Source organism: Micromonospora peucetia (genome assembly GCF_900091625.1).
Lineage (GTDB): Bacteria > Actinomycetota > Actinomycetes > Mycobacteriales > Micromonosporaceae > Micromonospora > Micromonospora peucetia.
This window is the reverse complement of sequence record NZ_FMIC01000002.1, coordinates 3816682-3843234: the sequence shown is the minus strand read 5'-3', so window position 1 is coordinate 3843234 and position 26553 is coordinate 3816682. Positions and strand designations below refer to the sequence as shown.

22 protein-coding genes and 2 pseudogenes are annotated in these 26553 nt (G+C 73.1%); 17 read left to right on the top strand and 7 right to left on the bottom strand.

Translation table 11 applies throughout. From position 1 onward, the window contains the following. Positions 1-5: 5 nt before the first annotated feature. Positions 6-1004 carry an aldo/keto reductase family protein gene (locus tag GA0070608_RS17975; RefSeq protein WP_091629523.1) on the top strand — a complete coding sequence of 333 codons (999 nt, stop codon included), beginning with the start codon at positions 6-8 and terminating at the stop codon, positions 1002-1004. 97 nt (positions 1005-1101) lie between these two features. Here GA0070608_RS17975 and GA0070608_RS17970 read toward each other — a convergent pair whose 3' ends face one another. Together GA0070608_RS17970 and GA0070608_RS17965 are read right to left on the bottom strand one after the other, a co-directional pair. Continuing rightward, positions 1102-1899: a site-2 protease family protein gene (locus GA0070608_RS17970; RefSeq protein ID WP_091629520.1), complete on the bottom strand. Its 798-nt coding sequence runs from the start codon at positions 1897-1899 to the stop codon at positions 1102-1104. Then, positions 1899-2099 carry a hypothetical protein gene (locus GA0070608_RS17965; RefSeq protein WP_091629518.1) on the bottom strand — a complete coding sequence of 67 codons (201 nt, stop codon included), beginning with the start codon at positions 2097-2099 and terminating at the stop codon, positions 1899-1901. The genes GA0070608_RS17970 and GA0070608_RS17965 overlap by 1 nt, the downstream gene beginning before the upstream one ends. A 203-nt stretch (positions 2100-2302) precedes the next feature. Here GA0070608_RS17965 and GA0070608_RS17960 point away from each other — a divergent pair, with 203 nt between their 5' ends. The 5 genes and pseudogenes from GA0070608_RS17960 (at position 2303) to GA0070608_RS17940 (ending at position 8751) form a co-directional block, all read left to right on the top strand. Then, a complete protein-coding gene (locus tag GA0070608_RS17960; protein WP_091635395.1) occupies positions 2303-2503 on the top strand; it encodes a hypothetical protein in 201 nt (66 codons plus the stop codon). Between the two features lie 51 nt (positions 2504-2554). Further along, positions 2555-3439 (top strand): annotated as a pseudogene (locus GA0070608_RS33480) (serine/threonine-protein kinase); the annotation flags it as partial. Positions 3440-4625: 1186 nt separating this feature from the next. Continuing rightward, entirely contained in the window at positions 4626-6626 is a 2001-nt protein-coding gene (locus GA0070608_RS17950) for a bifunctional adenosylcobinamide kinase/adenosylcobinamide-phosphate guanylyltransferase (protein ID WP_091629516.1), read from the top strand. Further along, a complete protein-coding gene (gene cobS, locus GA0070608_RS17945) occupies positions 6616-7389 on the top strand; it encodes an adenosylcobinamide-GDP ribazoletransferase (RefSeq protein WP_091629514.1) in 774 nt (257 codons plus the stop codon). The genes GA0070608_RS17950 and cobS overlap by 11 nt, the downstream gene beginning before the upstream one ends. Before the next feature lie 66 nt (positions 7390-7455). Further along, a complete protein-coding gene (locus GA0070608_RS17940) occupies positions 7456-8751 on the top strand; it encodes a DUF2314 domain-containing protein (RefSeq protein ID WP_091629512.1) in 1296 nt (431 codons plus the stop codon). Positions 8752-8771: 20 nt separating this feature from the next. Here the strand turns inward: GA0070608_RS17940 and gcvT are convergent, their stop codons facing one another. Beyond that, complete coding sequence (gene gcvT / locus GA0070608_RS17935; protein WP_091629510.1) at positions 8772-9908, bottom strand: glycine cleavage system aminomethyltransferase GcvT; 1137 nt, start codon at positions 9906-9908, stop codon at positions 8772-8774. A gap of 161 nt (positions 9909-10069) precedes the next feature. Between gcvT and GA0070608_RS17930 the strand changes: the two genes are divergently transcribed. Next, the gene (locus tag GA0070608_RS17930; RefSeq protein WP_091629508.1) at positions 10070-11641 is read left to right on the top strand and encodes a leucyl aminopeptidase; all 1572 of its coding nucleotides are present in this window, start codon (positions 10070-10072) and stop codon (positions 11639-11641) included. Positions 11642-11715: 74 nt separating this feature from the next. Here the strand turns inward: GA0070608_RS17930 and GA0070608_RS17925 are convergent, their stop codons facing one another. Further along, entirely contained in the window at positions 11716-12045 is a 330-nt protein-coding gene (locus tag GA0070608_RS17925; RefSeq protein WP_091629506.1) for a hypothetical protein, read from the bottom strand. A 178-nt stretch (positions 12046-12223) separates the two neighbouring features. On the opposite strand from GA0070608_RS17925, the gene lpdA reads away from it, so the two are divergent. The 7 genes from lpdA (at position 12224) to GA0070608_RS17890 (ending at position 19430) form a co-directional block, all read left to right on the top strand. Then, complete coding sequence (lpdA, locus tag GA0070608_RS17920; protein ID WP_091629504.1) at positions 12224-13615, top strand: dihydrolipoyl dehydrogenase; 1392 nt, start codon at positions 12224-12226, stop codon at positions 13613-13615. 66 nt (positions 13616-13681) lie between these two features. Further along, a complete protein-coding gene (sucB, locus tag GA0070608_RS17915) occupies positions 13682-15502 on the top strand; it encodes a 2-oxoglutarate dehydrogenase, E2 component, dihydrolipoamide succinyltransferase (RefSeq protein ID WP_091629502.1) in 1821 nt (606 codons plus the stop codon). A gap of 203 nt (positions 15503-15705) precedes the next feature. Then, a complete protein-coding gene (locus tag GA0070608_RS17910; protein ID WP_091629500.1) occupies positions 15706-17037 on the top strand; it encodes a low temperature requirement protein A in 1332 nt (443 codons plus the stop codon). 82 nt (positions 17038-17119) lie between these two features. Then, positions 17120-17389, top strand: a complete 270-nt coding sequence (locus tag GA0070608_RS17905; RefSeq protein WP_091629498.1) for a type II toxin-antitoxin system Phd/YefM family antitoxin — start codon at positions 17120-17122, stop codon at positions 17387-17389. Further along, positions 17379-17795, top strand: a complete 417-nt coding sequence (locus tag GA0070608_RS17900; protein ID WP_141719493.1) for a type II toxin-antitoxin system VapC family toxin — start codon at positions 17379-17381, stop codon at positions 17793-17795. The genes GA0070608_RS17905 and GA0070608_RS17900 overlap by 11 nt, the downstream gene beginning before the upstream one ends. 108 nt (positions 17796-17903) lie before the next feature. Then, a complete protein-coding gene (locus GA0070608_RS17895; RefSeq protein ID WP_091629494.1) occupies positions 17904-18434 on the top strand; it encodes a hemerythrin domain-containing protein in 531 nt (176 codons plus the stop codon). 75 nt (positions 18435-18509) lie between these two features. Beyond that, on the top strand, positions 18510-19430 hold the full coding sequence (locus GA0070608_RS17890) for an LLM class flavin-dependent oxidoreductase (RefSeq protein WP_091629492.1): 921 nt from the start codon (positions 18510-18512) through the stop codon (positions 19428-19430). A 68-nt stretch (positions 19431-19498) separates the two neighbouring features. Here GA0070608_RS17890 and GA0070608_RS17885 read toward each other — a convergent pair. After that, positions 19499-19717: pseudogene (locus GA0070608_RS17885) on the bottom strand (MerR family DNA-binding protein); the annotation flags it as partial. Positions 19718-20194: 477 nt separating this feature from the next. Between GA0070608_RS17885 and GA0070608_RS17880 the strand changes: the two are divergent. Next, positions 20195-21094, top strand: coding sequence for a TIGR01777 family oxidoreductase (locus GA0070608_RS17880; RefSeq protein WP_091629490.1), 900 nt, complete (start codon positions 20195-20197; stop codon positions 21092-21094). Positions 21095-21166: 72 nt separating this feature from the next. On the opposite strand, the gene GA0070608_RS33040 is transcribed toward GA0070608_RS17880, so the two are convergent. Together GA0070608_RS33040 and GA0070608_RS17870 are read right to left on the bottom strand one after the other, a co-directional pair. After that, positions 21167-21349 carry a hypothetical protein gene (locus GA0070608_RS33040; protein WP_091629488.1) on the bottom strand — a complete coding sequence of 61 codons (183 nt, stop codon included), beginning with the start codon at positions 21347-21349 and terminating at the stop codon, positions 21167-21169. 1167 nt (positions 21350-22516) lie between these two features. Next, positions 22517-23764 carry an extracellular catalytic domain type 1 short-chain-length polyhydroxyalkanoate depolymerase gene (locus GA0070608_RS17870; protein WP_091629486.1) on the bottom strand — a complete coding sequence of 416 codons (1248 nt, stop codon included), beginning with the start codon at positions 23762-23764 and terminating at the stop codon, positions 22517-22519. 162 nt (positions 23765-23926) lie between these two features. Here GA0070608_RS17870 and GA0070608_RS17865 point away from each other — a divergent pair, with 162 nt between their 5' ends. Both GA0070608_RS17865 and lipB read left to right on the top strand, forming a co-directional pair. Beyond that, positions 23927-25747, top strand: a complete 1821-nt coding sequence (locus GA0070608_RS17865; protein ID WP_091629484.1) for a DUF6311 domain-containing protein — start codon at positions 23927-23929, stop codon at positions 25745-25747. Between the two features lie 125 nt (positions 25748-25872). Further along, a complete protein-coding gene (lipB, locus tag GA0070608_RS17860) occupies positions 25873-26511 on the top strand; it encodes a lipoyl(octanoyl) transferase LipB (protein ID WP_091629482.1) in 639 nt (212 codons plus the stop codon). Positions 26512-26553 lie beyond the last annotated feature (42 nt).

The window sequence follows — 26553 nt, the reverse complement described above, 5'->3', positions numbered from 1 at the left end:
GGGGCATGGAATTCCGTCACCTGGGCCTGTCCGGCCTGATGGTCAGCGAGATCTCGTACGGCAACTGGATCACCCACGGCTCGCAGGTCGAGGAGGACGCGGCGTTCGCCTGCGTCCGGGCCGCCCTGGACGCCGGCATCACCACCTTCGACACGGCCGACGTGTACGCGGCCACCCGCGCCGAGGACGTGCTGGGTCGCGCGCTGGAGGGCGAGCGGCGCGAGGGGCTGGAGATCTTCACCAAGGCGTACTGGCCCACCGGGCCGGGCCGCAACGACCGGGGCCTGTCCCGCAAGCACATCATGGAGTCGATCAACGGCTCGCTGCGCCGACTGCGCACCGACTACGTGGACCTCTACCAGGCCCACCGGTACGACTACAGCACGCCGCTGGAGGAGACGATGGAGGCTTTCGCCGACGTCGTGCACTCCGGCAAGGCGCTCTACATCGGCGTCTCGGAGTGGAAGGCGTCGCAGATCCGCGAGGCCCACCAGCTCGCCCGGCAGCTGCACATCCCGCTGGTCTCCAACCAGCCGCAGTACTCGATGCTCTGGCGGGTCATCGAGTCCGAGGTCGTCCCCACCAGCGAGGAGTTGGGCGTCGGGCAGATCGTCTGGTCGCCGATCGCGCAGGGTGTGCTCTCGGGCAAGTACCTGCCGGGCCAGCCGCCGCCGGCCGGCTCCCGCGCCACCGACGAGAAGTCGGGCGCGGGCTTCATCTCCCGGTTCATGACCGACGACGTCCTGTCCCGGGTGCAGCGACTCAAGCCGCTGGCCGAGCAGGCCGGGCTGAGCATGGCGCAGCTCGCCGTCGCCTGGGTGCTGCAGAACCCGAACGTCTCCTCGGCGATCGTCGGCGCCTCCCGCCCGGAGCAGGTGCACGACAACGCCAAGGCGGCCGGCGTGCAGCTCGACGTCGGCCTGCTCAAGGCGATCGACGAGATCATCGACCCGATCGTCGAGCGCGACCCGGCGAAGACCGAGAGCCCGGCCGAGCGTCCGTGAGGCCCTGCCGGGTCGGCGCGGCCTCCGCACCGGCCCGGCACGCCGGTCAGCCCCGCCGGCCCGGCGGCGGGGTCAGCCCTGCCCGGCCCGGCGGCGGTCAGCCCTGCCAGAAGCGGATCAGGTCCAGGCCGAGGGCGTATAGCCGCTGGGGCAGGCCGAGGAAGTCGCCGACGGTGAAGACCGCGCCGAAGAACCAGCCGTTGATCCGCGGGTTCCACAGCAGCGCGAACAGCAGGATGAAGCCGAACGGGGCGAACAGGTCGTACATCTTGCGCCACTGCGGGTTCAGCCACGGCTGGATCATGTTGCCGCCGTCCAGGCCCGGCACCGGAAGCAGGTTGAGCACGCTCGCGGTGAGCTGGAGGAACGCCAGCAGCGCCAGGGCCGCCCAGAACTCGACCGGCCCGCCGCCGGCCGCGCCGAGGCGTACGGCGAGCACCAGGACGAGCGTGAACAGCACGTTGGTGGCCGGGCCGGCGAGGCTGACCAGAGTGTGCCGCAGCCGCCCCGGAATGGCGTGCCGGTCCACCCAGACCGCCCCGCCGGGCAGGCCGATGCCGCCGAGCAGCACGACGGCCACCGGCAGCACGATCGACAGCAGCGGGTGGCTGTACTTCAGCGGGTTGAGCGTCAGGTAGCCCCGGTGGGCGACGCTGCGGTCGCCGGCCCGGAACGCGACGACGGCGTGGGCGTACTCGTGCAGACAGAGCGAGACCAGCCAGCCGGAGACGACGAAGAGGAACACGTCGAGCCGGACGTTGCCGAACCCGTTCCAGGTGAGCACCCCACTGGTCACGAAGAGCGCGACGAGGGCGAGGAAGACCGGGCTGGGCCGGAACGCCGCCCGGGGCACGCCGAGCACCAGCGGCTCGCCCCCCGGGCGGTCGCCGGCCATCACTCCGCCGTGGGCAGCAGGCTCATCCGGTATTCCACCCGGTCGTCCTCGACGAGCGCGACCGAGGTGACGCCGGACGCCGCGAGCTCCCGCCAGGCCTGACCGATCCAGGACTCGGCATCCGCCTGGCTGCCGAACGACTCCGCCGGCCCGTCGACCGACTCACCGTTCGCGCCCTCGTACCGCCAGCTCCACGCCATGCCGCGTCTCCCCTCGCCGCTGAGTGTCCCGTGGGACGAACCCCCGCCAGCGTAGTCGGCCGGGCGCGGGGCGGCCCGACATCCGTCCGGCGGGCGCGCACCGCCCGGGTCGCGCAGGGTTCCCCGGCCCCTGGCCGGGTATGGGCCTGCTGAGGCACGGCGGGGCGGTCGCGGACCGCCGACGGGGCCCGGAGGGGGCGACGATGGACGAACCGCTGCACGACAAGGACACCGAGACGCTGCGGAGAATGGCGGTACGCGGCGGCATCGTGGGGGCCGAACAGATGGAACGGGAGGACCTGCTCAACGCCCTCGTGGCCCGCCCCGGCGAGGGCGCCTGGCAGGAGGACACGAAGCCGGCGGCGGTCAACCCCAACGACTTCCAGTACCAGACACCCCGGTAGGACCACCGCCGGGCGGGCGGCCATGTCCCGCCCGACCGGTACGGTGTCGCGGTGCTGACTCGAGGAGTGGTGCTGAGCGACCGGTACCGGCTGGACGACCGGGTGGCGACCGGCGGCATGGGCGCGGTCTGGCGGTGCACCGACATCATGCTGGAACGCGAGGTGGCGGTGAAGGTGCTGCTGCCGGCGTTGAGCGCCGATCCCGAGTTCACCACCCGGTTCCGGGCCGAGGCGCGGATGCTGGCGGCGCTGCGCCACCCGGGCGTGGTCGCGGTGCACGACGTGGGCCGGTCCGTGCTGACCGACGGCAGCCAGGCCGACTACCTGGTGATGGAGTACGTCGACGGCCAGCCGCTGAGTTCCTGGCTGCGGCGCGCGGGGCGGCTCGACCCGGCGTCGACCATGTCGGTGGTGGCGCAGGCCGCCGAGGCGCTGCACACGGCCCACCTCGCCGGCATCGTGCACCGGGACGTGAAGCCGGGCAACCTGCTGGTGAAGGCCGACGGCCGGGTGGTGCTGGTCGACTTCGGCATCGCCCGCTCGGGCACCACGGCGGGGATCACCGCCGCCAACGTGATGCTCGGCACCGCTTCGTACATGTCGCCGGAGCAGGCCGCGAACCAGCCGGTCTCCCCGGTGACGGACGTCTACGCGCTCGGTGCGGTGGCGTACTTCTGCCTGACCGGCCAGCCACCGTTCGACGGCGACAATCCGCTCCAGGTGGCACTGCGCCACCTCCAGGATGAGCCGCCGCCGCTGCCCCACGGCATCCCCGCGGCGGTGGCGGCGTTGGTGGAGCAGGCGATGGCGAAGCGTCCCGGCGACCGGTTCCCCGACGCGGCGGTGATGGCCGACGCCGCGGTCGGGGCCCGCGACGCGACCCTGGCCGTGGTCCCCGATTCCGCCCGTCCGCCGTGGGCCGTCGCCGGGCCGACCCCGGCGGCGCAGGCCGCTGCGGGAACGGGCCCGGGCGGTGCCCCCGCCGCGTCCGTCGCCCCGGCCGTCCCCAGGACGGACCCGGGCGGCACCCCGGCCACCGGCCCCGCCGGGCCGGTCGCACCGCCGGATCCGTGGGCGCCACTGCCGCCCGTCTCCCCCGCACCGCCGCGCCCGATCTCCGGAGCCCCCGGCGGTACGCGTCCCGCGCCGGCCCCGCGCCCGCCGTTCCCCGCCACCGGGTCACCGGTCCCGCCCGCCACCATGCTGCCCATTCCCGCCGCCGCGCCGATGCCCGCCGGACCGCTGCCGGGCGGCCCGTTCGGCCACCGGGACGCTGCCCACCAGGGACCGGACACCGCGACCGGCACCTGGGGTTCGGTCCCGCCGACCCGGGAGGACCAGGTCGAGCCAAAGCCGTCCCGGCGGCGCCGGGCCGCGCTGCTCGGCGCGGCGGCCACCGTGTTCGTGGTGCTGGCCGGGGTGGTGGGGGCGACCGTGGTCCTCTCCGACGACGACCCGGCCGGCGGGAACGTGCCGGCGGCGCTGACCGGCGAGTCCGGGGCGGCGGGGTCGCCCGGCGCGGCGGTCGACGACGGTACGGACGAACTCCGCGTCGGGCCCTCACCGACAGCCACCCGTTCGGCGGCACCGTCGGCGTCCGGCAGGCCGTCCGCGTCGCCGCCCGATCGCTCCCCGCCCCCGACGGCCGGCGGCGTCGAGCCGACCGTGACCGCTCCGGGGCAGCCTGGCCCCGCCCCGACGACCAGACAGCCGGAGAAGCCGAACCCGTACACGCCGGTCGAGGCGTGCGGCAGCGGGTACAAAGTGATCGACTCGGCTGCACTGACCGCCTCGGGCAGCAGGAAGGGCCGGGTCTACCTGCTCTACCACGCCGGCAGCGGCAACAACTGCGTGGTGACGATGAAGGAGACCGCGGTGGGCAGGGCGACGGCCGCCTCGGCGTGGCTGGAGGTGCGGGGCCGCGCGCGCGGCACCGACAGCGGGTCGTTCTCGTACTACGCGGGACCGGTGCGGGCCAAGGCCCCCGGGGTCTGCGTCAAGTGGGGCGGATCCACCGGCGGGGCCAGCTACGGCAGCGGGTTCGAGCACTGCGGCTGAGCGCGGCCCGCGCACCCCGCACCTCCGGGGGGCCGCGCCCCGGCCCTGGCTCTAAAGTACGGGCATGTCCGTTGACGGGTGGAACACGGTCCTGGTACTCGGCGGTACCCGGTCCGGGAAGTCCGAGTTCGCCGAGTCCCTGGTCGCCGACGCGCCGACGGTCCGCTACGTGGCCACCGCCGCCGACGCGCCCGCCGACGACGCGGAGTGGGCGGCCCGGCTGGCAGCGCACCGCGTCCGCCGGCCGGAGACCTGGACCACCGAGGAGACCGCGGACGACCCGCGCCGCCTCGCGGACGTGATCGCCTCCGCCGGGCCGAACGAGACGCTGCTCGTCGACGACCTCGGCGGCTGGGCGACCGTGCTGCTCGACCCGGCCCACCAGCCGGCGGACGACACCGCCACGATCGCCGAACTGGCGGCGGCGGTCCGCGCCTGCACAGCCCGGCTGGTGCTGGTCAGTCCCGAGGTCGGGCTCTCGCTGGTGCCCACCACCCCGCTCGGCCGGGCCTTCACCGACGCGCTCGGCGCGGCCAACCGGGCGGTCGCCGACGCCTGCGACGCCGTGGTCCTCGTGGTCGCCGGCCAGGCGGCCTGGCTGAAGCCGGGCGCCCCGCAGCCCGCCACGGTGCCCGTCCAGGCCGGCCCGACACAGGCCGGTCCGACGCGGGTTTCTCCGGTCACGGCCGTCAGCGCGGGCGAGCCGGTGACCGCGCCGGAACCCTCCCCGGACGTGCTCACCCCCGGGATGCCGCCGCCGGCCGCCGCCAACCCGGCCGGTGGCACCGGGGCGGACGGCACCGCCTGGGCCGCCCCGACCCTGGCGCTGCCGGTGGTCGCCACTGGCCTGGTCATCCAGGCGGGCATGGAACTGCCCATGCCCGACGAGTACACCGGTCCGCAGGCGATCGAGCGGCTCGCCACCCTGGACGTGCCCGGGGCGGGGCTCGGCGTGCTGGAGCGGGCCGTCGGGTTCGCCGCCGCCACCCAGGGCACCGTCACGCCGGCCCCGTGGGCTCCCGTGCGGGTGCTGCTGCTGCACGGCGAGCACCTCGGCGGCGCCGCCACCGGCACCGTGCCGGGCGAGTCGGCGCGCCGGGCCCGCCAGGCCCGCGCCGGCCGGGGGGCGCTGGCCCGTCTGGCCGCCGACAGCGGCGCCGAACTCCAGGTGGTCGAGGCCCCGGCGTCCGCACCGATGGAGACCGAGCCGGCGCTGACCGGCGAGCAGGTCGAGGCCGCCCTGCGCTACGGCTGGCGGCTCGCCGAGGAGGCCGCCGACGCGGGCGTACGACTGCTGGTGCTCGGGGCGTGCGGCGTCGGCACCGAGGCCGCCGCGGCGGCGGTGCTGGTGGCGACGGCGGGCGCCGAGGCGCCCGCCGTGCTCAGCCGGGTGATCACGGATTCGGGCGAGGTCGACGACGCGGCCTGGATGCGACGGTGCGCGGCGGTGCGGGACGCCCTGCACCGGACCCGGCACTCGCCGCGCAGCGCCAAGGACGTGCTGGCCGAGCTGGGCGGCGGGGACATCGCGGTGGCAACCGGCGTCCTGCTCGGCGCCACCGCCCGCCGGTTGCCGGTCATGCTCGACGGGCCGGTCGGCGTGGCCGCAGCCATGGTCACCCGCGACCTGGCCGGGCAGGCCCGACACTGGTGCCTGCTGGCCGACCACGGCGGGCACCCCGCCGTCCGGCTCGGCGCCGAGGTGCTCGGCCTGACCCCGCTGCTCGACCTGCGGCTCGACCTGGGCGAGGGCGCCAACGCGCTGGCCGCGCTGCCGCTGCTGCGGTCGGTGCTGGCGCTGGCCGCAGCCCTGCCGGCCCACCCGTCGCTCGGCGGCGACGACCGGGACCCCGAACCGGAGACCGCGCCGGACACCGAAGAGCCGGACTTCCGCGAACCCGAACCCGCCGGTCCCGGCCCGACCAGCACCGAACCCGACTCCCGCGAACCGGAGCCCGGCGGCACCGAACCCGACGTCCGGGAGCCGGAGCCGGCCGGCCCGGGGCCGACCAGCACCGGGACGGAGACGGAACCGGTGGACCCGTCCGGTCGGCGTGCCGGCTGAGTCGCGGCTCGCCGACGGGGCGCGGCTGGCGCTGACCACCTTCACCACCCTGCCGGTACGCGCCGGTCGCATCGACCGGTCGGTGGCGGCAACGGCGATGGCCCTCGCCCCGGCGGTCGGCGCGCTGCTCGGCGTCGTCCTCGCCGGGATCCTGCTGCTCCCGGGTGCCCTCGCGCCCCCGCTGGTCGCGGCGGCGGTGACCGTCGGCGCCGGGGCGCTGCTCACCCGTGGGCTGCACCTGGACGGGCTGGCCGACACCGTGGACGCGCTGGGGTCGTACCGGCGGGGAACGGCCGCGCTGGAGATCATGAAGAAGTCGGACGTGGGCCCGTTCGGGGTGGCCGCGCTGGTGGTCGTACTCCTGGTGCAGACGGCCGCCCTCGCGGAGCTGGCGGGGCGGTCGTGGCCGGCGGCACTCGCGGCGGTGGTCGCAGCGACGGCCGCCGGCCGGTTCGGGGTGGCGGTGGCCTGCCGGCGCGGGGTGCCGGCCGCCCGCCCGGAAGGGCTCGGCGCGCTGGTCGCGGGCACCGTGGGGCCGGTCGCCCTGGCCGCCGGGGCGGTCGCCGTCGCGCTGCCGGCGCTCGCGGCCGTGCCGGGCCGCCCGTGGCAGGGGCCGCTCGCCGTCGCCGCCGCCCTCGCCGTCGCGGTGGGGCTGCTGAGACACGTGGTACGCCGGCTCGGCGGTGTCACCGGCGACGTGCTCGGCGCGACCGTCGAGGTGGTCACCACGCTGGTCTACCTGGGACTGGTGCTGTCCGGCTGAACGGGGCAGGCCGCGACGGGTAGCGTTCTCCCACGACAGCACCGGCGCGGCCAACCGGGGGACGACATGCTCATCACGGACGACTTCCTGCCCGTACCGGTTCCGGAGTCGCTGAGTGCGACCTACCTGGTGCCCATGACGGGGCTGCCGAAGGTGGGCACGAAGACCGCCGTCGCGCGGCTCGCCGGCCGGCTGGCCGAGCCGGTGCACGGGCTCGCGCGGCAGATGCTCGACAGCCCGCTGATGAGCGTGGACACCCGCCCGATCTCCGAGTTTCCCGAGCTGCCGCCGGACCTGCTCACCGCGTTCGGCGCCACCGAGGCACAGCTGGCCCGGTTGGCCGCCGCGAGCCACCTGGTGGTGGTGCAGGCCGAATACCGGCCCGGCTGGCCGCCGGCGCACGAGTGGGCGGCCCGGGCGGTGGCCGCGGCCATCGCCGAGTCCGTCGACGGCGACGTGGTGGACGTCTTCGGCCTCCAGTTCCTCGACCCGGCGACGGCGCTGCGCTCGCTCCCCGACGAGCAGGGGCGGATCCGGCTGGTCGACTGGGTGCTGGTGCCCTACTCCTCCGACGCCGAGGGGCTCTGGTTCACCACGAAGGGGCTGCGCCGCTTCGGGCTGCTGGAGTTGCAGACCCAGGGCGTACCGGACCACCTGACCCGGGCCTGGGGCGCGGTGCTGACCGGTGCCGCCCGGCGGCTGCTGCGGGACTGGACCGACGGGCTCTCCGGGGAGGAGGTGCCCGCGTTCGTGCAGCTGCCGGTGCTGGCCACGGTGACCGGGCACGACATCGCGGTGGCGTACGGCAATCCGGAGCAGCACGGGGCGACGGCGCCGGTGCTGCTGCGGCTGGAGCTGGACCCGGCCACCGACCCCGACGCCGACTCGTTCCTGAGCCTGCGCCCGCCCGCCGGGCACGCCGGGCCGGACGGCCGCTACTACGCCGCCGCCTGCGCCACCCTCTTCAGCGGCATCCAGCCGGACGTGCGCTACGCCCGGGCGGGCGACGCGATGAGCAGGGCGGTCGCCTCCGCCCGGGCCGCGCTGGGCGAGATCCGGGCCCGGTTCCTCGCCGGCCAGCTCCCGCCGGAGACCCAACTGGTGGTGAAGTACGGCCTGCCCGGTGACGACGGCCCGGAGTTCGTCTGGGCCGGGGTGACCTCGTGGGACACGCCGGAGCGGATCGTGGCCGCCAGCGCCTGCGACGCCGACACCGAACCCACCGTACGCATCGGCTCGCCCGTGGTGGTGGAGGCCGCCGACGTCGTCGACTGGGCCGTGCTCGACGGCACCGGCGTCATCGAGGGCGGCTGGACCCAGGCCGTCCTGGACGCCGGCGAACGCCCCCTCCCCCCGCTCTGACCCAGCGCCGGTAGGTCACGTCACCTGACCGAGGGGGTCACGAACGGGGGGCGGGTTAGGCGCATCTGGGCGCGGCGGCCTCGGATGTCGACCTCGACCAGGTCGCCGTCGGCGAGCTTCGGGTCGGTGTCCAGCAGGGCGAGGGCGATGCCCTGCTTCTTCGTCGGTGAGAACGTGCCACTGGTGACGATGCCGACCTGTGCGTCACCGACGTGCACCGTCATGCCGGGGCGCGGGATCGCCCGGTCGACCGCCTCCAGGCCGCGCAGCGTACGCCTCGGGCCGGCGGTCTTCTCCGCGAGCAGCGCGTCGCGGCCCCAGAAGGCCGGCTTGTCCCAGCCGACCGCCCAGCCGGAGCGGGCCTGCACCGGAGTGATCTCCAGCGACAGGTCCTGGCCGTGCAGCGGGTATCCCATCTCGGTGCGCAGGGTGTCCCGGGCGGCCAGCCCGCAGGCGCGTAGGTCGAAGCCCGCCGCGAAGAGCGCGTCCCAGACCGCGACCGCGTGCCCGGCCGGCAGCACCAGCTCGTAGCCCAGCTCCCCGGTGTAGCCGGTGCGGCACACGGTCAGCTCGACCGGGCCGGTGGCGGCGTCCAGGGTCGCGGTGGAGAAGCTCATGTAGTCGTGTCCGGTCGGCAGGCCCAGCGCGTCGAGCAGCTCTGCCGAACGCGGCCCCTGCACGGCGAGCACGGCGTACGCCTCGTGCTCGTCGGTAACCGTGACCGACGGCGGGGCGGCGGCGCGCAGCCGGCGCACCACCTCGGCGGTGTTCGCGGCGTTCGGGATGAGGAAGACGTGGTCGTCGGCGTGCAGGTAGGCGATGATGTCGTCCACCACGCCGCCGGTGGCGTCGTCGCAGCAGAGGGTGTACTGCGCCCGGCCCGGCCCGATCCGGCCCAGGTCGTTGCTGAGGCAGGCGTTGACGAACTCCGCCGCGCCCGGCCCGGTCACCCGCGCCTTGCCCAGGTGGGAGACGTCGAATACGCCCACCCCGGTCCGCACCGAGGTGTGCTCCTTGAGCACCCCGCCCCCGGCGTACTCCAGCGGCATCTCCCAGCCACCGAACGGGGCGAACTTGGCGCCGAGAGCGGTGTGCCGCTCGTGCAGCGGAGAACGACGCAGTCGGGTCGCGGCGGCGTCGGAGGTCACGTCGGTCATGGGTGGGAACTTACCGGGAGCTGGGCGGCTGGTTAGCATCGGCGGGACCCGCCGGGACCATCGGCGGGACAGCCCCGACCTCCGACGGGTACGTTCCGCCGGAGACCTCCATCGCCGGTACGCGACGCCGCGACCGGCCCGGCCCGCCCGGAGTAGCTTCAGTGACATCGCCCAGCACCACCCTGAGCCTGGTCGACACCGACCCCGCCGAACTCACCGTCGACGCGATCGTGATCGGCGTGCACAGCCAGACCGGAGAGCAGGACGCCACCAGCGGCCTGGCCGGAACCCTGCTGCTGGCCAGCGGCGCGGAGAGCATCGCCGCCGCCTTCGACGGCAAGCTGACCGAGACACTGGCCCTGCTGGGCGCGACCGGTGGCCCCGGCGAGGTGATCAAGCTGGCCACGCTGGGCACCGTGACCGCCCCGGTGGTCGCCGCCGTCGGGCTCGGCCCGGAGCCGACCGGCGCCGCCCCCGCCCCGGAGACCCTGCGCCGGGCCACCGGCGCGGCCGTACGGGCGCTCGCGGGAGCGCCGCGGGTCGCGCTCGCGCTGCCGCTGCCGGACGACGCCGACGCGCCCGCCGCGCTGCGCGCGGTGGCGGAGGGCGCCCTGCTCGGCGGCTACCGGTTCGCCGGCTACAAGACCCGGCCGCAGCCGTCCCGGCGCGAGCCGGTGGCCGAGGTGCTGGTCGCCGTGCCGGACGCCGGTGATGCCGGCTCGCAGGCCGAGATCGCCCGCGCCCAGGCGGTCGGCGGCGCGGTCCGGCGCAGCCGCGACTGGGTCAACACCGCCCCGAACGAGCTGCGCCCGCCGTCCTTCGCCGACTCGGTGGCGGACGCCGCCCGGGAGGCCGGCCTGGCGGTCGAGGTGCTCGACGAGGCGGCCCTGGCCGCCGGCGGGTACGGCGGCATCATCGCCGTCGGGCAGGGCTCGGAGGCCCCGCCACGGCTGGTGAAGCTGACCTACACCCCGGCTGGCGGCGGCAACGGCAAGCGGGTGGCGCTGGTCGGCAAGGGCATCACCTTCGACACCGGCGGCATCTCGATCAAGCCGGCGCAGGGCATGTGGGAGATGAAGTCCGACATGGCGGGCGCCGCCGCGGTGGGTGCGGCCATGCTGGCAATCGCCGCGCTCAAGCCGTCGGTGGCCGTGACGGCGTACCTGCCGATGGCGGAGAACATGCCGTCCGGGCGGTCGTACCGGCCGGGTGACGTGATCAGCATGTACAACGGCAAGAAGGTGGAGGTGCTCAACACCGACGCCGAGGGTCGGATGGTCCTGGGTGACGCGATGGCGCGGGCCTGCGAGGACGGCTGCGACTACCTCTTCGAGACGTCCACCCTGACGGGCGGACAGGTCATCGCGCTGGGCAAGCGGATCGCCGGCGTGATGGGCACCCCCGAGCTGTGCGAGCGGGTCAAGGTCGCCGGCGACGCGGTCGGCGAGCCGGCCTGGCCGATGCCGCTGCCGGACGACGTGCGCAAGGGCATGGACTCCGAGGTGGCCGACATCTCCCAGGTCAACGCCGGCATGGACCGGGCCGGGCACATGCTCCAGGGCGGGGTGTTCCTGCGGGAGTTCGTCACCTCCGACGTCGCGTGGGCGCACATCGACATCGCCGGGCCGGGCTACCACTCGGGCGAGCCGACCGGCTACTGGACCAAGGGCGGCACGGGTGTGCCGGTGCGCACGCTGGTCCAACTCGTGGAGGACGTCGCCACCAACGGCTGACGTACGTACGCGGAGAGGGCCCCTCGTCGACGAGGGGCCCTCTCCCGTTTCACCTGGCCGGCGTGGGCGCCGGGTCAGAACAGCTCGGGGCGGCGCTTGCGACGCTCGTTGTAGTCGCGCATCCGCTGCGGGTAGCCCATCAGCCGCACGTCGTAGACCGGGATGCCCAGCCGGTACGCGAAGCGGCGGGCGCCGTCGGGGCCGTCGATGCGGCGGCGGGTCCATTCCCCGTCGTCGGCGATCAGCATGACCGTGGTCTCGGTGACGGTGGTCCGTGGCTCGATGTACGCCTCGACCCCGCGTCGGCTACGGACGAAGCCCTCGAGGTGCTCCAGGTCCGCGCGGTCGGCGGCCCGGTCGAGGCTGACCGCCCGCGCCTTCTTGCGTCGCCGGAACAGTCCCACCGAGCGCCTCCCCTTCCGTCCGTCATCGAGGCCGGTGCCAAGCGTACGTGTCACGGACGTGTCGTTGGGCACCTCACTACGCGGGCGACGGGCGGTGGTGACAAGATGACCGAGGTGGGGTGTGCCCGTGTTACCCCGCCTTGACCCCCGAAGCAGCGACGCGACCTGGGAGTTGGACGTGAGCGAGCCGAACGACGCAACCTTCGACATTGTCATCCTCGGAGGTGGCAGCGGCGGCTACGCGACCGCACTGCGTGCCGTCCAACTGGGCCTGAAAGTCGCGCTGGTCGAGAAGGGCAAGCTCGGCGGGACCTGCCTGCACAACGGCTGCATCCCGACCAAGGCGCTGCTGCACGCGGCCGAGATCGCCGACCAGACCCGCGAGTCGGAGCAGTTCGGCGTGAAGGCCGAGCTGATCGGCATCGACATCGCGGCGGTCAACTCGTACAAGGACGGCGTGGTCTCCCGCCTCTACAAGGGCCTGCAGGGCATGCTCAAGGGCAACAAGGCGATCACCATCGTCGAGGGCCACGGCAAGCTGGTCGGCAAGAACGTCGTCGAGGTCGACGGCAAGCGTTACACCGGCCGCAACGTCGTGCTGGCCTCCGGTTCGTACGCCAAGAGCCTGCCCGGCCTGGAGGTCGACGGCGAGCGGGTCATCACCAGCGACCACGCCCTCACGCTCGACCGGGTTCCGGCCTCGGCGATCGTGCTCGGCGGCGGCGTGATCGGCGTCGAGTTCGCCAGCGTGTGGAAGTCCTTCGGGGTGGACGTCACGATCATCGAGGCGCTCCCCCGACTGGTCGCGGCCGAGGACGAGGAGTCCTCGAAGGCGCTGGAGCGGGCGTTCCGCAAGCGGAAGATCAACTTCAAGGTCGGCAAGCCGTTCGAGAAGGTCGAGAAGACCGACAAGGGCGTCAAGGTCACCATCGCCGGCGGCGAGACCGTCGAGGCGGAGCTGTTGCTGGTCGCCGTGGGCCGCGGCCCGAACACCGCTGACCTCGGTTACGAGCAGCAGGGCGTCAAGACGGACCGCGGCTACGTGCTGACCGACGAGCGGCTGCGCACCAGCGTGCCGAACGTCTACGCGGTCGGCGACATCGTGCCCGGCCTCCAGCTCGCCCACCGGGGCTTCCAGCAGGGCATCTTCGTCGCCGAGGAGATCGCCGGCCAGAACCCGGCCGTCATCGACGAGGCCGGCATCCCCCGGGTCACCTACTCCGACCCGGAGCTGGCGTCGGTCGGCCTGACCGAGGCGAAGGCCAGGGAGCAGTACGGCGCCGACAAGGTCAAGACCTACAACTACAACCTGGGCGGAAACGGCAAGAGCCAGATCCTCAAGACGGCCGGCTTCGTCAAGCTCGTCCGGGTGGAGGACGGCCCCGTCGTCGGCGTGCACATGGTCGGCGCCCGGGTCGGCGAGATGGTCGGCGAGGCGCAGCTCATCTACAACTGGGAGGCGTACCCGGCCGAGGTGGCGCAGCTCGTGCACGCCCACCCGACGCAGAACGAGGCACTGGGCGAGGCGCACCTGGCGCTCGCCGGCAAGCCGCTGCACGCACACGCCTGATCACGACAACCGCGGCGTCCGGCGACGGGCGATGATCCCACCAGGGGAATGAAGGAGTCTTTGAAGATGCCGGTATCGGTCACCATGCCCCGGCTCGGTGAGAGCGTCACCGAGGGCACCGTCACGCGCTGGCTGAAGCAGGAGGGCGACACCGTCGAGGTCGACGAGCCCCTGCTCGAGGTGTCGACCGACAAGGTCGACACCGAGATCCCGTCCCCGGCGGCGGGCGTGCTGAGCCGGATCGTGGTCGGCGAGGACGAGACCGCCGAGGTCGGCAGCGAGCTGGCCGTGATCGCGGGCGAGGGCGAGTCCACCGGCGGCGGCGAGGCCGCCCCGCAGCAGGAGGAGCCGGCCGAGGAAGCCGAGGAAGCCGCCGCGGAGCCGCAGGCCGAGGCGGAGCAGTCGGCCGTCGAGGAGCCGCCGGCGCAGGAGCAGGCCGCGCCGGCGCCGTCGGGCGAGGGCACCCCGGTCAAGATGCCGGCCCTCGGCGAGAGCGTCACCGAGGGCACGGTCACCCGCTGGCTCAAGCAGGTCGGCGACACCATCGAGGTGGACGAGCCGCTGCTGGAGGTCTCCACCGACAAGGTCGACACCGAGATCCCGTCGCCGGTGGCCGGCACGGTCCTGGAGATCAAGGTCGCTGAGGACGAGACCGCCGCGGTCGGCGCCGACCTGGCCGTGATCGGTGCTGCCGGAGCCGCCCCGGCCGAGGCGAAGCCCGAGCCCAAGGCAGAGCCGAAGCCCGAGCCTAAGGCAGAGCCGAAGCCCGAGCCCAAGGCAGAGGCCAAGCCGGAGCCCAAGGTCGAGGAGCCGACCCCGGGCGTGTCGTACAACGAGCCGTCGGCGGAGGCCGAGACCTCGGCGCAGCCCGCGCAGGCCGAGCAGAAGGCCGTGCCGTCGGCCCCGCAGCGCCCGTCGGCGCCCGCCCAGGGCGGCGAGGAGGCCGCCGGCTACGTGACCCCGCTGGTGCGCAAGCTGGCCGGCGAGCACGGCGTTGACCTCTCCTCGGTCAACGGCACCGGTGTCGGCGGCCGGATCCGCAAGCAGGACGTGCTGGAGGCGGCGGAGAAGGCGAAGGCCGCCAAGGCCGCGCCGGCCCCGGCGCAGCAGCCCGCCGCTGCGGCGGCCCCGGCCAAGCCGGCCGCCAAGGCGCAGCCGAGCCCGAAGCGCGGCAGCACCGAGAAGCTCCCGCGGATCCGCGCGGTCATCGCCAAGCGGATGCACGAGTCGCTGCACGAGATGGCGCAGCTGACCACGGTGATCGAGGTGGACGTCACCAAGGTCGCCAAGCTGCGGACGCAGGCGAAGGAGTCGTTCCAGCAGCGGCACGGCGTGAAGCTGTCGTTCCTGCCGTTCTTCGCTCTGGCCGCGATCGAGGCGCTGCAGGCGTACCCGATCGTGAACGCCAGCATGGACCTCGACGCCGGCACGATCACCTACCCGGGCTCGGAGCACCTCGGCATCGCCGTGGACACCGAGCGGGGCCTGATGGTGCCGGTGATCCACGGCGCCGGTGACCTCAACCTGGGCGGGATCGCCAAGCGGATCGCCGACCTGGCCGAGCGCACCCGGACCAACAAGATCAGCCCGGACGAGTTGGCCGGGGCGACCTTCACGCTGACCAACACCGGCAGCCGGGGCGCCCTCTTCGACACCCCGATCGTGCCGTCGCCGCAGTCGGCGATGCTCGGCACGGGTGCCGTGGTCAAGCGGCCGGTCGTGGTCAACGACCCGGAGCTGGGCGAGGTCATCGCCGTCCGGTCGATGGTCTACCTGGCCCTGTCGTACGACCACCGGATCATCGACGGCGCGGACGCCGCCCGCTTCCTGGTCGCGATCAAGGAGCGGCTGGAGTCGGGCAGCTTCGAGGCCGAGCTCGGCCTGTAGTTCCCCGCGTACGACACGAAGGGCGCCCCGGTCACCGACCGGGGCGCCCTTCGCCGTCCGGCCCGCATGCCGACCGGCCGGCTGGTACGCCGCCGACCGGCCCGCTTGCCGTGTGGCGTGCCCCGCCGTCCGGTCGGCCCGACCGCCACCAGGCTGGCCCGATTCCGGCCCGGTCGGGTCGGGGCGCTGCCAGAGTGGATGAGGTGGGTGGCATCCGGTGGCGTGAGCGGCTGGGACCGGCCGTCTCGATCGCCCCCGGCGCTCGGGTCGACCGGTTCGAGGTCTTCTTCGACCTGGTCTTCGTCTTCTCGTTCTTCATCATCACCCGGACCACCGCCGCCGACATCTCCGGTTGGCGGCTTGGGCACGCCATGCTCGTGCTCGCCGTGCTCTGGTGGTGCTGGGTGGTGCACTGCGTGGTCGCCACCCGGGTCCGGCTCGGCGAGGGCTTCGTCCCGGTGCTGATGGTCGTCGGCATGGCCGCGCTGTTCTGCTTCGCGCTGTCCCTCCCCCAGGCGTTCAGCGACGCGACCGACGTGGCCGCCGGGCCGATGGTGGTCGCGCTGAGTTACGTGGTGATCCGGGGCGTGCACCTGACGCTGTACTGGCACATCGCGCGGGAGAAACCCGGCGAGCGCCGGATGCTGCTGAAGTACTCCCCGGAGGTGACGATCAGCACCCTGCTGCTCACGGCCGCCGCGCTGGTCCCGCCGCAGATCGACGACCCGGTCCAAGCCGCGATGCTGCGCGACGGGCTCTGGGTCAGCGTCATCCTGCTCCAGTACGGCATGGGTCTCGTCGCTGGCGCCTGGGGCTGGACGGTGACCTCCGCCGAGCACTGGACGGAGCGCTACGACCTCATCCTGATCATCGCCCTGGGTGAGTCGGTCATCTCCGTCGGCGTCGGCAGCAACCTGCTCGGCCAGGCCCCTACGTGGCCGGCGGTCGCCGCGGCGGTGCTCGGCATCTTCTTCACGGCCGCGCTCTGGTGGGCGCACTACGACCTGATCGCACCGGCCGCCCGGATCGCCCTGCACGCCGCCGAGGGCCGTCCCCGGGTCTCGATGGCGCGGGACGCGTACGCGTACCTGCACCTGCCGATGATCGCCGGAGTCATCCTGTTCGCCCTCGGCGCCGAGGAGATCGTGCACCAGGTCGCCGATACCGAGGTGCCGATCGGGGACCCGACGCACGGCCCCGGCGTGCTGCTGCTCTTCGGCGGGGTGATCTGCTTCCTGTGCGCGAACATGCTGTTCCAGTTGCGCACCCTGCGCACCGTCTCCTGGACCAGGGTCGGCGCGGTGCTCCTGCTCGCCGCCACCATTCCGGTCGGCCAACGGCTGCCGGCGCTGGCCGCTCTCGCCCTGCTCACCGCCATCTGCGTCGGGCTGGTGGCGGTCGAGGCGGTGGTCATGGCGGACTCCCGGCGCGCGCTGCGCGAGCTGGTCTTCGAGGAGAAGACCAGCCACGAGGCACACGAGGCTGCCTGGCGAGCCCGGTGGCGGGAGCCCGCCACGGACGAACCGTCGACGTGACGCCCTGCGGACCCGCCCGGCCGGCACGGCCCTTGCCGGCGGCGGCGTAGCACTCCGTAGCACATTCGACTAGGATTACGCCGTGGCAGAGCACGCTCACCGGGAGATAACGCAGCGGGAATTGCGCAACGACTCGGGCCGGATCATGCGGCATGTCGAGTCAGGCGAGTCCTTCGTCATCACGCGCAACGGCACCCCCGTCGGGAAGCTCATCCCGCTGCGTCGGCGCACGTTCGTGCCGCGGAGCGAGGTGCTTGCCGCCTTCGCCCCGGCCCCGGTGCTGGACGACGAGAGGTTCCGCGCGGACATCGACTCGTCGGTGGAGCAGGACCCGTTCAGCCGTGAGTGGTGAGGCGCCGGACCGTGGCCTGATCGACACGAACATCGTGATCCATCTCGGCGCCCTCGGTCCGGAGGACCTGCCCGCGGAGATGGTGATCAGCGCCGTGACGCTCGCGGAGCTTTCCGCCGGCCCGCACCACACCGACGACCGCGCCGAACGGGCCCGGCGGACCAGCATCCTTCAGCATGCCGAGGCCATGTTCGAGCCGCTGCCCTTCGACGCCGAGGCGGCGCGGGCCTTCGGCCTGGTCACGAGTGCGGTCCTGGCCACCGGGCGCACCACCCGCCGTCGGCTGGCGGACCTGATGATCGCCTCCGTCGCGCACGCGAACGGGCTGTCGCTCTACACCATAAACCCGACCGACTTCGTCGGGTTGGAGGATCTGGTCAGCGTCCGGCCGGTCCGGCGGCCGTGACAGGGTCCGCGCGTTCGTGATCCCTGTCGTAGGCTGGCCGCAGCGTCGCGGTGCACCCGGCAAACAGACCGCCGAGGGCATGGAGGCGCGGGACAGCATGGGACACACATGCCTCCGTTCACGCCGGACGAGCGCCTGCGGGCCTTCGGCAACCAACTGATCGAGGTCCACCTCTGGCTCCGCGAGGAACTCACCCGCCTCCGTGACGGCGTGGACGACCCCGACGTACGGCCGCGGGAGCTGCGGGCCCACTGCCTGGCCTTCTGCGCGGCGCTGACCCGGCACCACACCGGCGAGGACGCCGGGGCGTTCCGGGTGCTGGCCGACCAGGTGCCCGAGCTGGCCCCGGTGCTGCGCGAGCTGGCGGCCGACCACCACCTCGTGGCCGAGACCCTGCGCCGGGTCGAGCAGTTGGTCGGCGGGACCGCGCCGCCCGACGAGGTACGGACGGAGCTGGACACCCTCGCGGCGCTGCTCGAGACGCACTTCGTCTACGAGGAGAAGAAGCTTGTCGGCGCGCTGAACGCGCTGACCGAGGGCAGCACCGAGAATCTCCTCGGGGTTTCCCTCCCACCGCCCGAGGGTGGGCCGGACCGGACCGGTCCAATCGCCCGTCGTGGTGGTCGCCGCCACCGGTGACCGGCGGGTCTGCCGGTAGCAGAATCGCCGCCACCGGGCTTGGCCGGCTGGCCCGCGCCCGGCAGGGTGGGCCACATGGCGACCTTCACCCTCCAGGCGACCCCGTCCGACGGCCCGAGCTGGCTGGACCTGGCCCGGCGGGCCGAGGCGGCCGGCTTCGACGGGCTGTCCACCGCCGACCACCCGGGCGCGGCGGCGTCCCCGTTCGTCGCCCTGGCCGCCGCCGCGGCGGTGACCGAGCGGATCGGCCTCGGCTCGTACGTCTCCAACGCCGGCGTCCGTGAGCCGATGCTGCTCGCCTCGGACGTGGCCAGCCTCGACCTGCTCTCCGGCGGGCGGGCCCGGTTCGGCCTCGGCGCCGGCCACACCCCGGCGGAGTGGCTCGCGGTCGGCCGGGAACGCCCCGACGTCGCCGGTCGGGTGCGCCGCTGTCTGGCCGTGGCCGAGGCCGTCCGCGCCCTGCTCGACGGCGAGGAGGTCACCGTCGACACACCCGACCTGGTGATGCGGACGGCTCGCCTGGAGAAGCCCCGGCCTGTGCAGACCCGAATCCCGCTCACCATCGGCACGGCGAACTCCGCGATGCTGCGCTGGGCCGGCGCGCACGCCGACGTGGTCGGCCTCTCCGGGCTCGGCCGCACCCTGCCGGACGGCTACGCGCACGAGGTGCGCTGGCGCGAGGCGGACATCGAGAAGCAGCTCGACTGTGTCGCAGCCGGGGCGGCCGGGCGGGCCGAGCCGCCGGTGCTGGAGGCGCTCGTGCAGCACACCGTCGTAACCGACGACGCCGAGGCCGCCGCCGCGCCGATCGCCGAGGACACCGGCCTGACCGTCGCCGAGCTGCTCGCGACGCCGTTCGTGTTGATCGGCACCGGGGACGAGATCGTCGCGGCGGTCGCCGCGCACCGGCGGCGCTGGGGCGTCACCCGCTTCGTCGTACGCAAGGACGCGCTGGACCCACTCACGCCGGTGCTGGCCGGCTTGCGCCAGTCATGATCGGCTGATGGGGAGCCGGCCCCAGCGCCGGCTCAGCCCGGTGGAACGTCATCCGATCACCTGCGCCGTCAGGCAGAGCTGGGCAGCCGTTCGTAGAAGCGGATCTTCTCGCGGAGGTGGTCGTACTGGCGCTGTATCAGGCGCATCTGCTCCTCGGTCCGCTCCGCGTGCCGTTCCAGCAGCGCCTTCCGCTCGCCGACGGTGTGCTCGCCCTCGCGGGACAGCTCGGCGTAGCGGGACATCTCGGCGATCGGCATGCCGGTGTCACGCAGGCAGCGGAACAGCACTCCTCCTGGCCGACCTCCGCCCCGCCCCGGCGACAGCCTGACCACACAACGGTGCCCCGCCGGTCGTGTACGACGGCCGGCGGGGCACTGCGGACCGGCTACGGCCGGTGGGGCGGTTGGCTGCACGCGGCGCGAAACCGGGCACGGTTGGCGGCGTTCCTGCTCGCGCGAGACTGCCAGCACAGCGGAGGATCCACACGCAAGACGCTGTCGAGCTGATGTCGCAAACGATTCACCCCCGTCTGGTGCCACATCGGCCCGGACACCGCCTGATGTCACAGACGACTCAGCTCGACAGCGTCGTACGACCCTTGGCGGGCAACTGCACGCTGCCGGCCGACTCCAGTCTCGATCGTTTGATGGAAGGCCGGCCTCAGCGCCAGCTCAACCCCGGCAGAACAACATCTGATCGACAGCGCGGCGGTGACTCATGCCGCTCGGCGCAGCCGAGTCCGCTCCGTACCCGAAGATATGAGCATGCGGATCCTCATGGCCGGCGCGTCCGGCTTCCTCGGCACCCGGCTGGTCGACCGACTCACGGCGGACGGGCACCAGGTCACCCGGCTGGTCCGCCGGCCGCCGCGTACCCCGGACGAGCGGCAGTGGAATCCGTCCGCCGCGCAGCTCGACCCGGCGGTGGTGGCGGAGGCGGACGCAGTGGTCAACCTGGCCGGCGCGGGCGTGGGCGACAAGCGGTGGGACGACGGGTACCGGCAGCTGATCCGGTCCAGCCGGGTCGACACCACGACCACGCTGGCGATCACCATCGCCGGCCTGCCGCAGGGCGACCGGCCCAGGGCGCTGCTCAACTCCTCGGCGGTCGGCTGGTACGGCAACACCGGCGACCGGGCGGTCGAGGAGGACGCCCCGGCGGGCGAGGGTTTCCTGGCCGACGTCTGCCGGGTCTGGGAGGCCGCGACCCGGCCGGCCGAGGACGCGGGCGTACGCGTCGTGCGGCTGCGTGTCGGGCTGCCCCTGCACCGCGACGGCGGCCTACTCAAGCCGCAGCTGCTGCCGTTCAAGCTGGGGATCGCCGGCCGGCTCGGCAGCGGCCGGCAGTGGCTGCCGTGGATCTCGATGGCCGACTGGCTGGACGCCGCCCGGTTCCTGCTGGACCGCGACGACGTGGTGGGGCCGGTCAACCTGGTGGGACCGGCCCCGGTGACCAACGCCGAGTTCACCCGCGAGCTGGCCCGACAGCTGCACCGGCCGGCGATCATCCCGATCCCGGCGCTGGCGTTGAAGGTGGTGCTCGGCGGCTTCGCCCACGAGGCGCTGACCAGCACCCGCGTCCTGCCGGGGGTGCTCACCCAGGCCGGCTTCACCTACCGCCACCCGGACCTCGCCACCGCCCTGCGCGCCGCCCTCGCCGACTAGGAATCTGTCAAACGAACGGCTCTGTCTCGCGATAGGGGTCCACGACCGTGGGCCTATACTGCGGCGCGTGGACTAGGCGTTCGGACGCACTGATCCGCGCGTGGCGTTTGACGGTAGAGCGGCGCGGGCGACGGTCAGGGTGTCGATCGGGTCGGACTTGCCGTAGGTGCGGTCGGCGTCGCGGGCATGTGCCATCCAGCTTCGGCGGTACGCGGATGAATGGGTGCGCTTGTGCGCGTCGATTCCGATGACCACGCATGGATGCGTCTCCCTCGGCCCGGGGCCGGCCGGTGGGCACACCTCAGTCGGGGTGGTGACGCGCTCCTCCGGATCATCATCTAACAACCTCGATTACACCACACACCCAAGCACGGAAATCGACACTCCTCTCCTACCGCACATAGCCGCTGCTCCCGGTCACGCGGTTCCTTCTTGACCGGTGTTTAGTTCGGTTTTACGTCTTCAGCGCTTCGCCACTGTTGCTGAAATTCCTCGCCGGACCGTCGCCACAGACTCGCTGATTCAGCAGCGCAACACACGGACAGATTGCAAGCAAGCAGTACCTTATCGGATGATTTTTCGTAATAATTAATACATTCGGGCCTCGACCAGGCTCGATGTCGCGGACAGTAGCTGAGTCTTGACATTGAGCTCTTACTGGCACTACCGTCAGGTGCGGCACCAAGAGCGATTTGGGTCTTAAATCGCGGATTGTGCCATTCCTGGGAAGAGGAAGACGACCACGGGAGGGACGTGTAATGCGTAAAGGCTTCGTGAGGTCCGTTCAGGTTGCCCTGGCAACAGCGACAATGCTTCTGGCGTCAGCAACCATCGCATCAGCCGCCCCAGCCACCGAAGCGGAGGCCACCCGGAACGCAGTTTCGGGCGACATCTCCATCATGGCGAATCAATGCGGATTTCGCACCTCCGCATACCCCAACAGCTACTGGGTACTAAGTCTGGCCCCAGAGCTTTGCGGCGACTGCCCACCGCTTGCCACCGCGTACGAACTCAACAATGCCGGATGGGACTATTACTGCACTTACAACCCCAGCAACAACAAGGTTGATCTCCATCGGCGCTAGGCCAGGTTTCACGGCTAGGGCTGGCAGCTGATTCTGATCAGATGGTCGGCGTGTCGGTGATCGATACGCAGCGAGGTCTCCGGTAGATGGTTCAGCGACCGAGCAGAAGACCTGAAACCGGAGGCCTCGCGGCCACCATATCGGCGACGAGATGGCGACCTGACCGACCGACGTCAGTGACATGAACTCAACCAATTCCAACAAGTTGAAGACCTCTCTGCCACCACGCCTTGACACAGAGAGGGTGCCTTCAGATCCACAATCCCAACGGGGTCGTCAGTGTCCCCGGCGGCACCACCGTGGCCGGGCGCCGGTGGACCACCGCGGCGCAGCGCGATCAGCAGCCGATCACCCAGTGGTTGGGGCCGGTCTGCCTGAGCACGCTGGTGTAGAAGGTGTTGTAGAGGCCCATCCGCTGGTTCGAGCCGTTGGCGTAGGCGTAGCCGCCGGAGTGGTGGGCGCGGCCGGCGGCGACGTGCGCGTAGTTGCTGGCCGTCACGCAGGTCGGCGCCGTGGTCGGGCTCGCCGTCGGGGAGGCGGTCGGGCTCGCCGTCGGGGAGGCGGTCGGGGAGGCGGTCGGGCTCGCCGTCGGGGTGGGGCTGGGGTTCGTCCCGCCGTTCAGGCCGAAGAAGACCGCGTCGTGGTACGCCGAGCAGATGGTGTCCAGGAGGTACGCGGCGGCGGTGCCGCACTGGTCGGGCGCGGAGCCCGGATCGACCGGGGTGCCGTGGCCCATGCCGGAGACCCGGTAGAGGCGGACGTCGTTGTTGCCGTACACCTCAAGGCTGGTGTTGGCGGGCAGCGACGCGGTGCTGGTGGGGGTCTGCGACACACCCCGGACGTTGGTCCACTGGTCGCGCAGTTCGGTGGAGTTGGCCGGCACCACGGTGGAGTCCGAGGTGCCGTGCCAGATGGCGACCCGGGGGCGCGGGCCGGCGTGCCCGGGGTACGCGGCCCGGACCAGGTTGCCCCACTCCTGCGGGGTCTTGTTCACCCCGCTGTACTGGCAGGTGCTGGTGGAGGCGGGCGGCGAGCAGCGGTACGGCAGGCCGGCGATGACCGAGCCGGCGGCGAAGACGTCCGGGTAGGCGGCCAGCATGACCGCGCTCATCCCGCCGCCGGCGGAGAGCCCGCTGACGAAGACCCGACCGGCGTCGGTGCCGTAGTTGTTCCTGGCATGCTCGACCATCTGCCTGATCGACAGCGCCTCGCCCGAGCCCCGGGTGATGTCCTGCTCGACGAACCAGTTGAAGCAGCTCAGCGCCTGGTTGGCGGCGGACTGCTGCGGCACGATCAGGGCGAACTTCCACTGGTCGGCGAACTTCTGCCAGCCGGAGTTGGCGAAGTAGCCGGCGGCGTTCTGGGTGCAGCCGTGCAGCAGCACGACGGCCGGGGCGCCCGCCGGCAGGTTGTCCGGCCGGTACGCGTACATGGTGAGGTTGCCGGGGTTGGAGCCGAAGCCGGTGACCTGGGTGAGGGTGGCGGCCTGGGCGGGGGCGGCGACGGTCGTCACCACGGCGGCGGCGAGGAGCACCCCGGCGACCGCGCCGGTCAGCCGGGTGAGCAGGGACGGGGAGCGACGCACGGGGGCCTCCTGGGGACGGGTTGTGAACTGGGTCACCCGCGAATTGCCGAGAGGTTACGTCGATGTGTCGATGTTGTGACATGGGGCACGCTCACACATTCTCGGCCGGAAGGATGTACGTCCTGACCGGCGTGCCCCGGTGCGGTTGGTAACGTCCGCTGCGTGCCGTCCTCCCCGTCCCTGGCGCCTTCGCCGGCCTCGCCGCCCCGCGTCGTCCGCCACCGGCGGGCCGATCTGATCGTGGCGCTGGTCGCGCTCGCGCTCGCCGTCTGGGTGGCCAGCGGGCTGTGGCGGGGCCCGAACACCCGCGCCATCACGGTCAACTCCAGCGACCAGGCGCTCTTCGAGTGGCTGCTGGCCTTCGGCGGCCACGCGGTGACCCACGGCGACAACCCGCTCTTCACCTACCTGGTCAACGTCCCCGACGGGGTGAACCTCGCGGTCAACACCTCGATCACCGTGTACGCCGTCGTCTTCGCGCCGCTGACGTACCTGATCGGGCCGCCGGCCACGTTCCTGGTGATCCTCACCCTCAACCTGGCCGCCACCGCGCTCGCCTGGTACTGGCTGCTCTCCCGGCACCTGGTCCGCAGCCCGCTCGCCGCCGCCGTCGGCGGGCTGTTCATCGGCTTCTCCCCCGGCATGGTCTCGCACGCCAACGCCCACCTGAACTGGACGGCGGGCTGGCTGGTGCCGCTGCTGATCTGGCGGACCTTCGCGCTGCGCCGCTCCCGGCACCCGCTGCGCGACGGCGCGATCCTCGGCGTGCTCGTCGCCGTCGCCTTCTCCATCGCCGCCGAGGGGCTCTTCTTCACCGCGCTGGCCCTCGGCGTCTTCGTCGCCGTCTGGGCGCTGCATCCGGCCCACCGCGCCGAGGCCCGCACGTTGCTGCCGACCTTCCTGCGCGGCCTCGCGGTGACCGCCGTCGTGGCGGGGGTGCTGCTGGCGTACCCGCTGTGGCTGCACTTCGCCGGTCCGCAGCGCTTCCACGGCACCGGCTTCGACGCCGTCATCCACTCCGAGGACGTCGTCGCGTACGGGGCGTACCCGCGCCGATCGTTGGCCGGGGAGGTGGGGCTGGGCACCCGGCTGGCGCCCAACCCGACCGAGGAGAACTCGTTCTTCGGCCTCCCGCTGCTGCTGCTCACCGTCGCCTGCTTCGTGCTGCTGTGGCGCCGGGCCGACCCGGGCCGCCGGGCGACGCTCTGGGCGCTGGGCGTGACCGCCGTCGTCTTCACGGTGCTGTCGTTCGGCCCCGAGGCCAAGGTCGACGGCCGCCGCTTCGACCTGCCGATGCCGTTCGACCTGCTCGGGCACCTGCCGGTCGTGAACGCCGCCCTGCCCGCCCGGCTGGCGCTGATCGTGGCGCCGGTGATCGGGGTGCTGCTCGCGTACGCCGTCGACCAGCTCCGCGCCGACCCACCCCGGCGCCGCCCCGCGCGGCTGGCCTGGTGGGCGGGGTTCGCGCTGGCGCTGGTGCCGCTGGTGCCGACCCCGCTGCTGACCATCGAACGCGAGCCGATCCCGCGGTTCATCACCGCCGGGACCTGGCAGGAGTACGTCTCCCCCGGCGGGGTGCTGACCCCGGTGCCGCTGGCCCTCGACGTCTACCCCGACGGCCAGCGCTGGCAGGCGTACGCGCTGGCGCACCGGCAGGGCGAGTTCGCCATCCCCTCCGGCTTCTTCCTCGGCCCGGGCGGCCCGGACGGCCGGGGACGGATCGGCCCGCCGCCGCGCCCGTTCGGCGCCCTGGTGGACCAGGCCGGCCGGACCGGGCTGGTGCCGATCGTCACCGAGGGCAGCATCCAGGAGGTCCGCGCCGACCTGCGGCACTGGCGGGTCGAGACGGTCGTGCTGGCCGACGAGGTGCACGGGGCGAAGTGGCCGGTCGACGAGGAGGCGATCCGGCAGACCGTGACGGCGCTGCTCGGCCCACCCGAGCGGGTGGACGACGTGTGGCTGTGGCGGGTCCCGCAGGGCTGAGCCGTCGCGCGCGGCCTCGCCTACGGGCCCGGCCGTTCCCGCGACGACGCGCGGCCCCGCCGCAGGGCCACCCGTGAGCCGCGTCACCGCAGGTGACCGGCCGGTACGGGTCTAGGCTTGGCAGCGTGACCACGACGACCCCCGGCCTCACGGCCGTCCGCGCCGGTGTCCTCGACTACCAGGCCGCCTGGGACGAGCAGCGCCGGCTGCACGAGTCGGTGGTGGCCGGCGAACGCGGCGACACCGTGCTGCTGCTGGAGCACCCGAGCGTCTACACCGCCGGCAAGCGCACGGAGCCGTGGGACCGTCCCGTCGACGGCACCCCGGTCGTCGACGTGGACCGGGGCGGCAAGATCACCTGGCACGGCCCGGGGCAGCTGGTCGGCTATCCCATCGTGCGGCTCCCCGACCCGGTCGACGTGGTCGCCTACGTCCGCCGCACCGAGCAGTTGCTGATCGACGTCTGTGCCGACTTCGGGCTGACCGCCGGCCGGATCGACGGGCGCAGCGGGGTCTGGGTGCCGGAGGACGACCGGGGCCCGGCCCGCAAGGTGGCGGCCATCGGCATCCGGGTCGCCCGTGGCGTGACCCTGCACGGCTTCTCCATCAACTGCGACTGCGACCTGGGGCACTTCGACCGGATCGTGCCCTGCGGCATCCGCGACGCCGGGGTCACCTCGCTCACCGCCGAGCTGGGCCGCCCGGTCACCGTGGCCGACGTGCTGCCGGTCGTCGAGCGGCGCCTGCCGACGCTGTTGGCCTGACCGTCGACGGGCCGCCTCCGGCGCTCGAGCCCACCCCTATTC

What these genes read in the sequence shown, in the direction of transcription:
- GA0070608_RS17975 (WP_091629523.1), top strand. Translation starts at nt 6, where the DNA reads ATGGAATTCCGTCACCTGGGCCTGTCCGGCCTGATGGTCAGCGAGATC.
- GA0070608_RS17970 (WP_091629520.1), bottom strand. Translation starts at nt 1,899, where the DNA reads ATGGCCGGCGACCGCCCGGGGGGCGAGCCGCTGGTGCTCGGCGTGCCC.
- GA0070608_RS17965 (WP_091629518.1), bottom strand. Translation starts at nt 2,099, where the DNA reads ATGGCGTGGAGCTGGCGGTACGAGGGCGCGAACGGTGAGTCGGTCGAC.
- GA0070608_RS17960 (WP_091635395.1), top strand. Translation starts at nt 2,303, where the DNA reads ATGGACGAACCGCTGCACGACAAGGACACCGAGACGCTGCGGAGAATG.
- GA0070608_RS17950 (WP_091629516.1), top strand. Translation starts at nt 4,626, where the DNA reads ATGTCCGTTGACGGGTGGAACACGGTCCTGGTACTCGGCGGTACCCGG.
- GA0070608_RS17940 (WP_091629512.1), top strand. Translation starts at nt 7,456, where the DNA reads ATGCTCATCACGGACGACTTCCTGCCCGTACCGGTTCCGGAGTCGCTG.
- gcvT (WP_091629510.1), bottom strand. Translation starts at nt 9,908, where the DNA reads ATGACCGACGTGACCTCCGACGCCGCCGCGACCCGACTGCGTCGTTCT.
- sucB (WP_091629502.1), top strand. Translation starts at nt 13,682, where the DNA reads ATGCCGGTATCGGTCACCATGCCCCGGCTCGGTGAGAGCGTCACCGAG.
- GA0070608_RS17895 (WP_091629494.1), top strand. Translation starts at nt 17,904, where the DNA reads ATGCCTCCGTTCACGCCGGACGAGCGCCTGCGGGCCTTCGGCAACCAA.
- GA0070608_RS17890 (WP_091629492.1), top strand. Translation starts at nt 18,510, where the DNA reads ATGGCGACCTTCACCCTCCAGGCGACCCCGTCCGACGGCCCGAGCTGG.
- GA0070608_RS17880 (WP_091629490.1), top strand. Translation starts at nt 20,195, where the DNA reads ATGCGGATCCTCATGGCCGGCGCGTCCGGCTTCCTCGGCACCCGGCTG.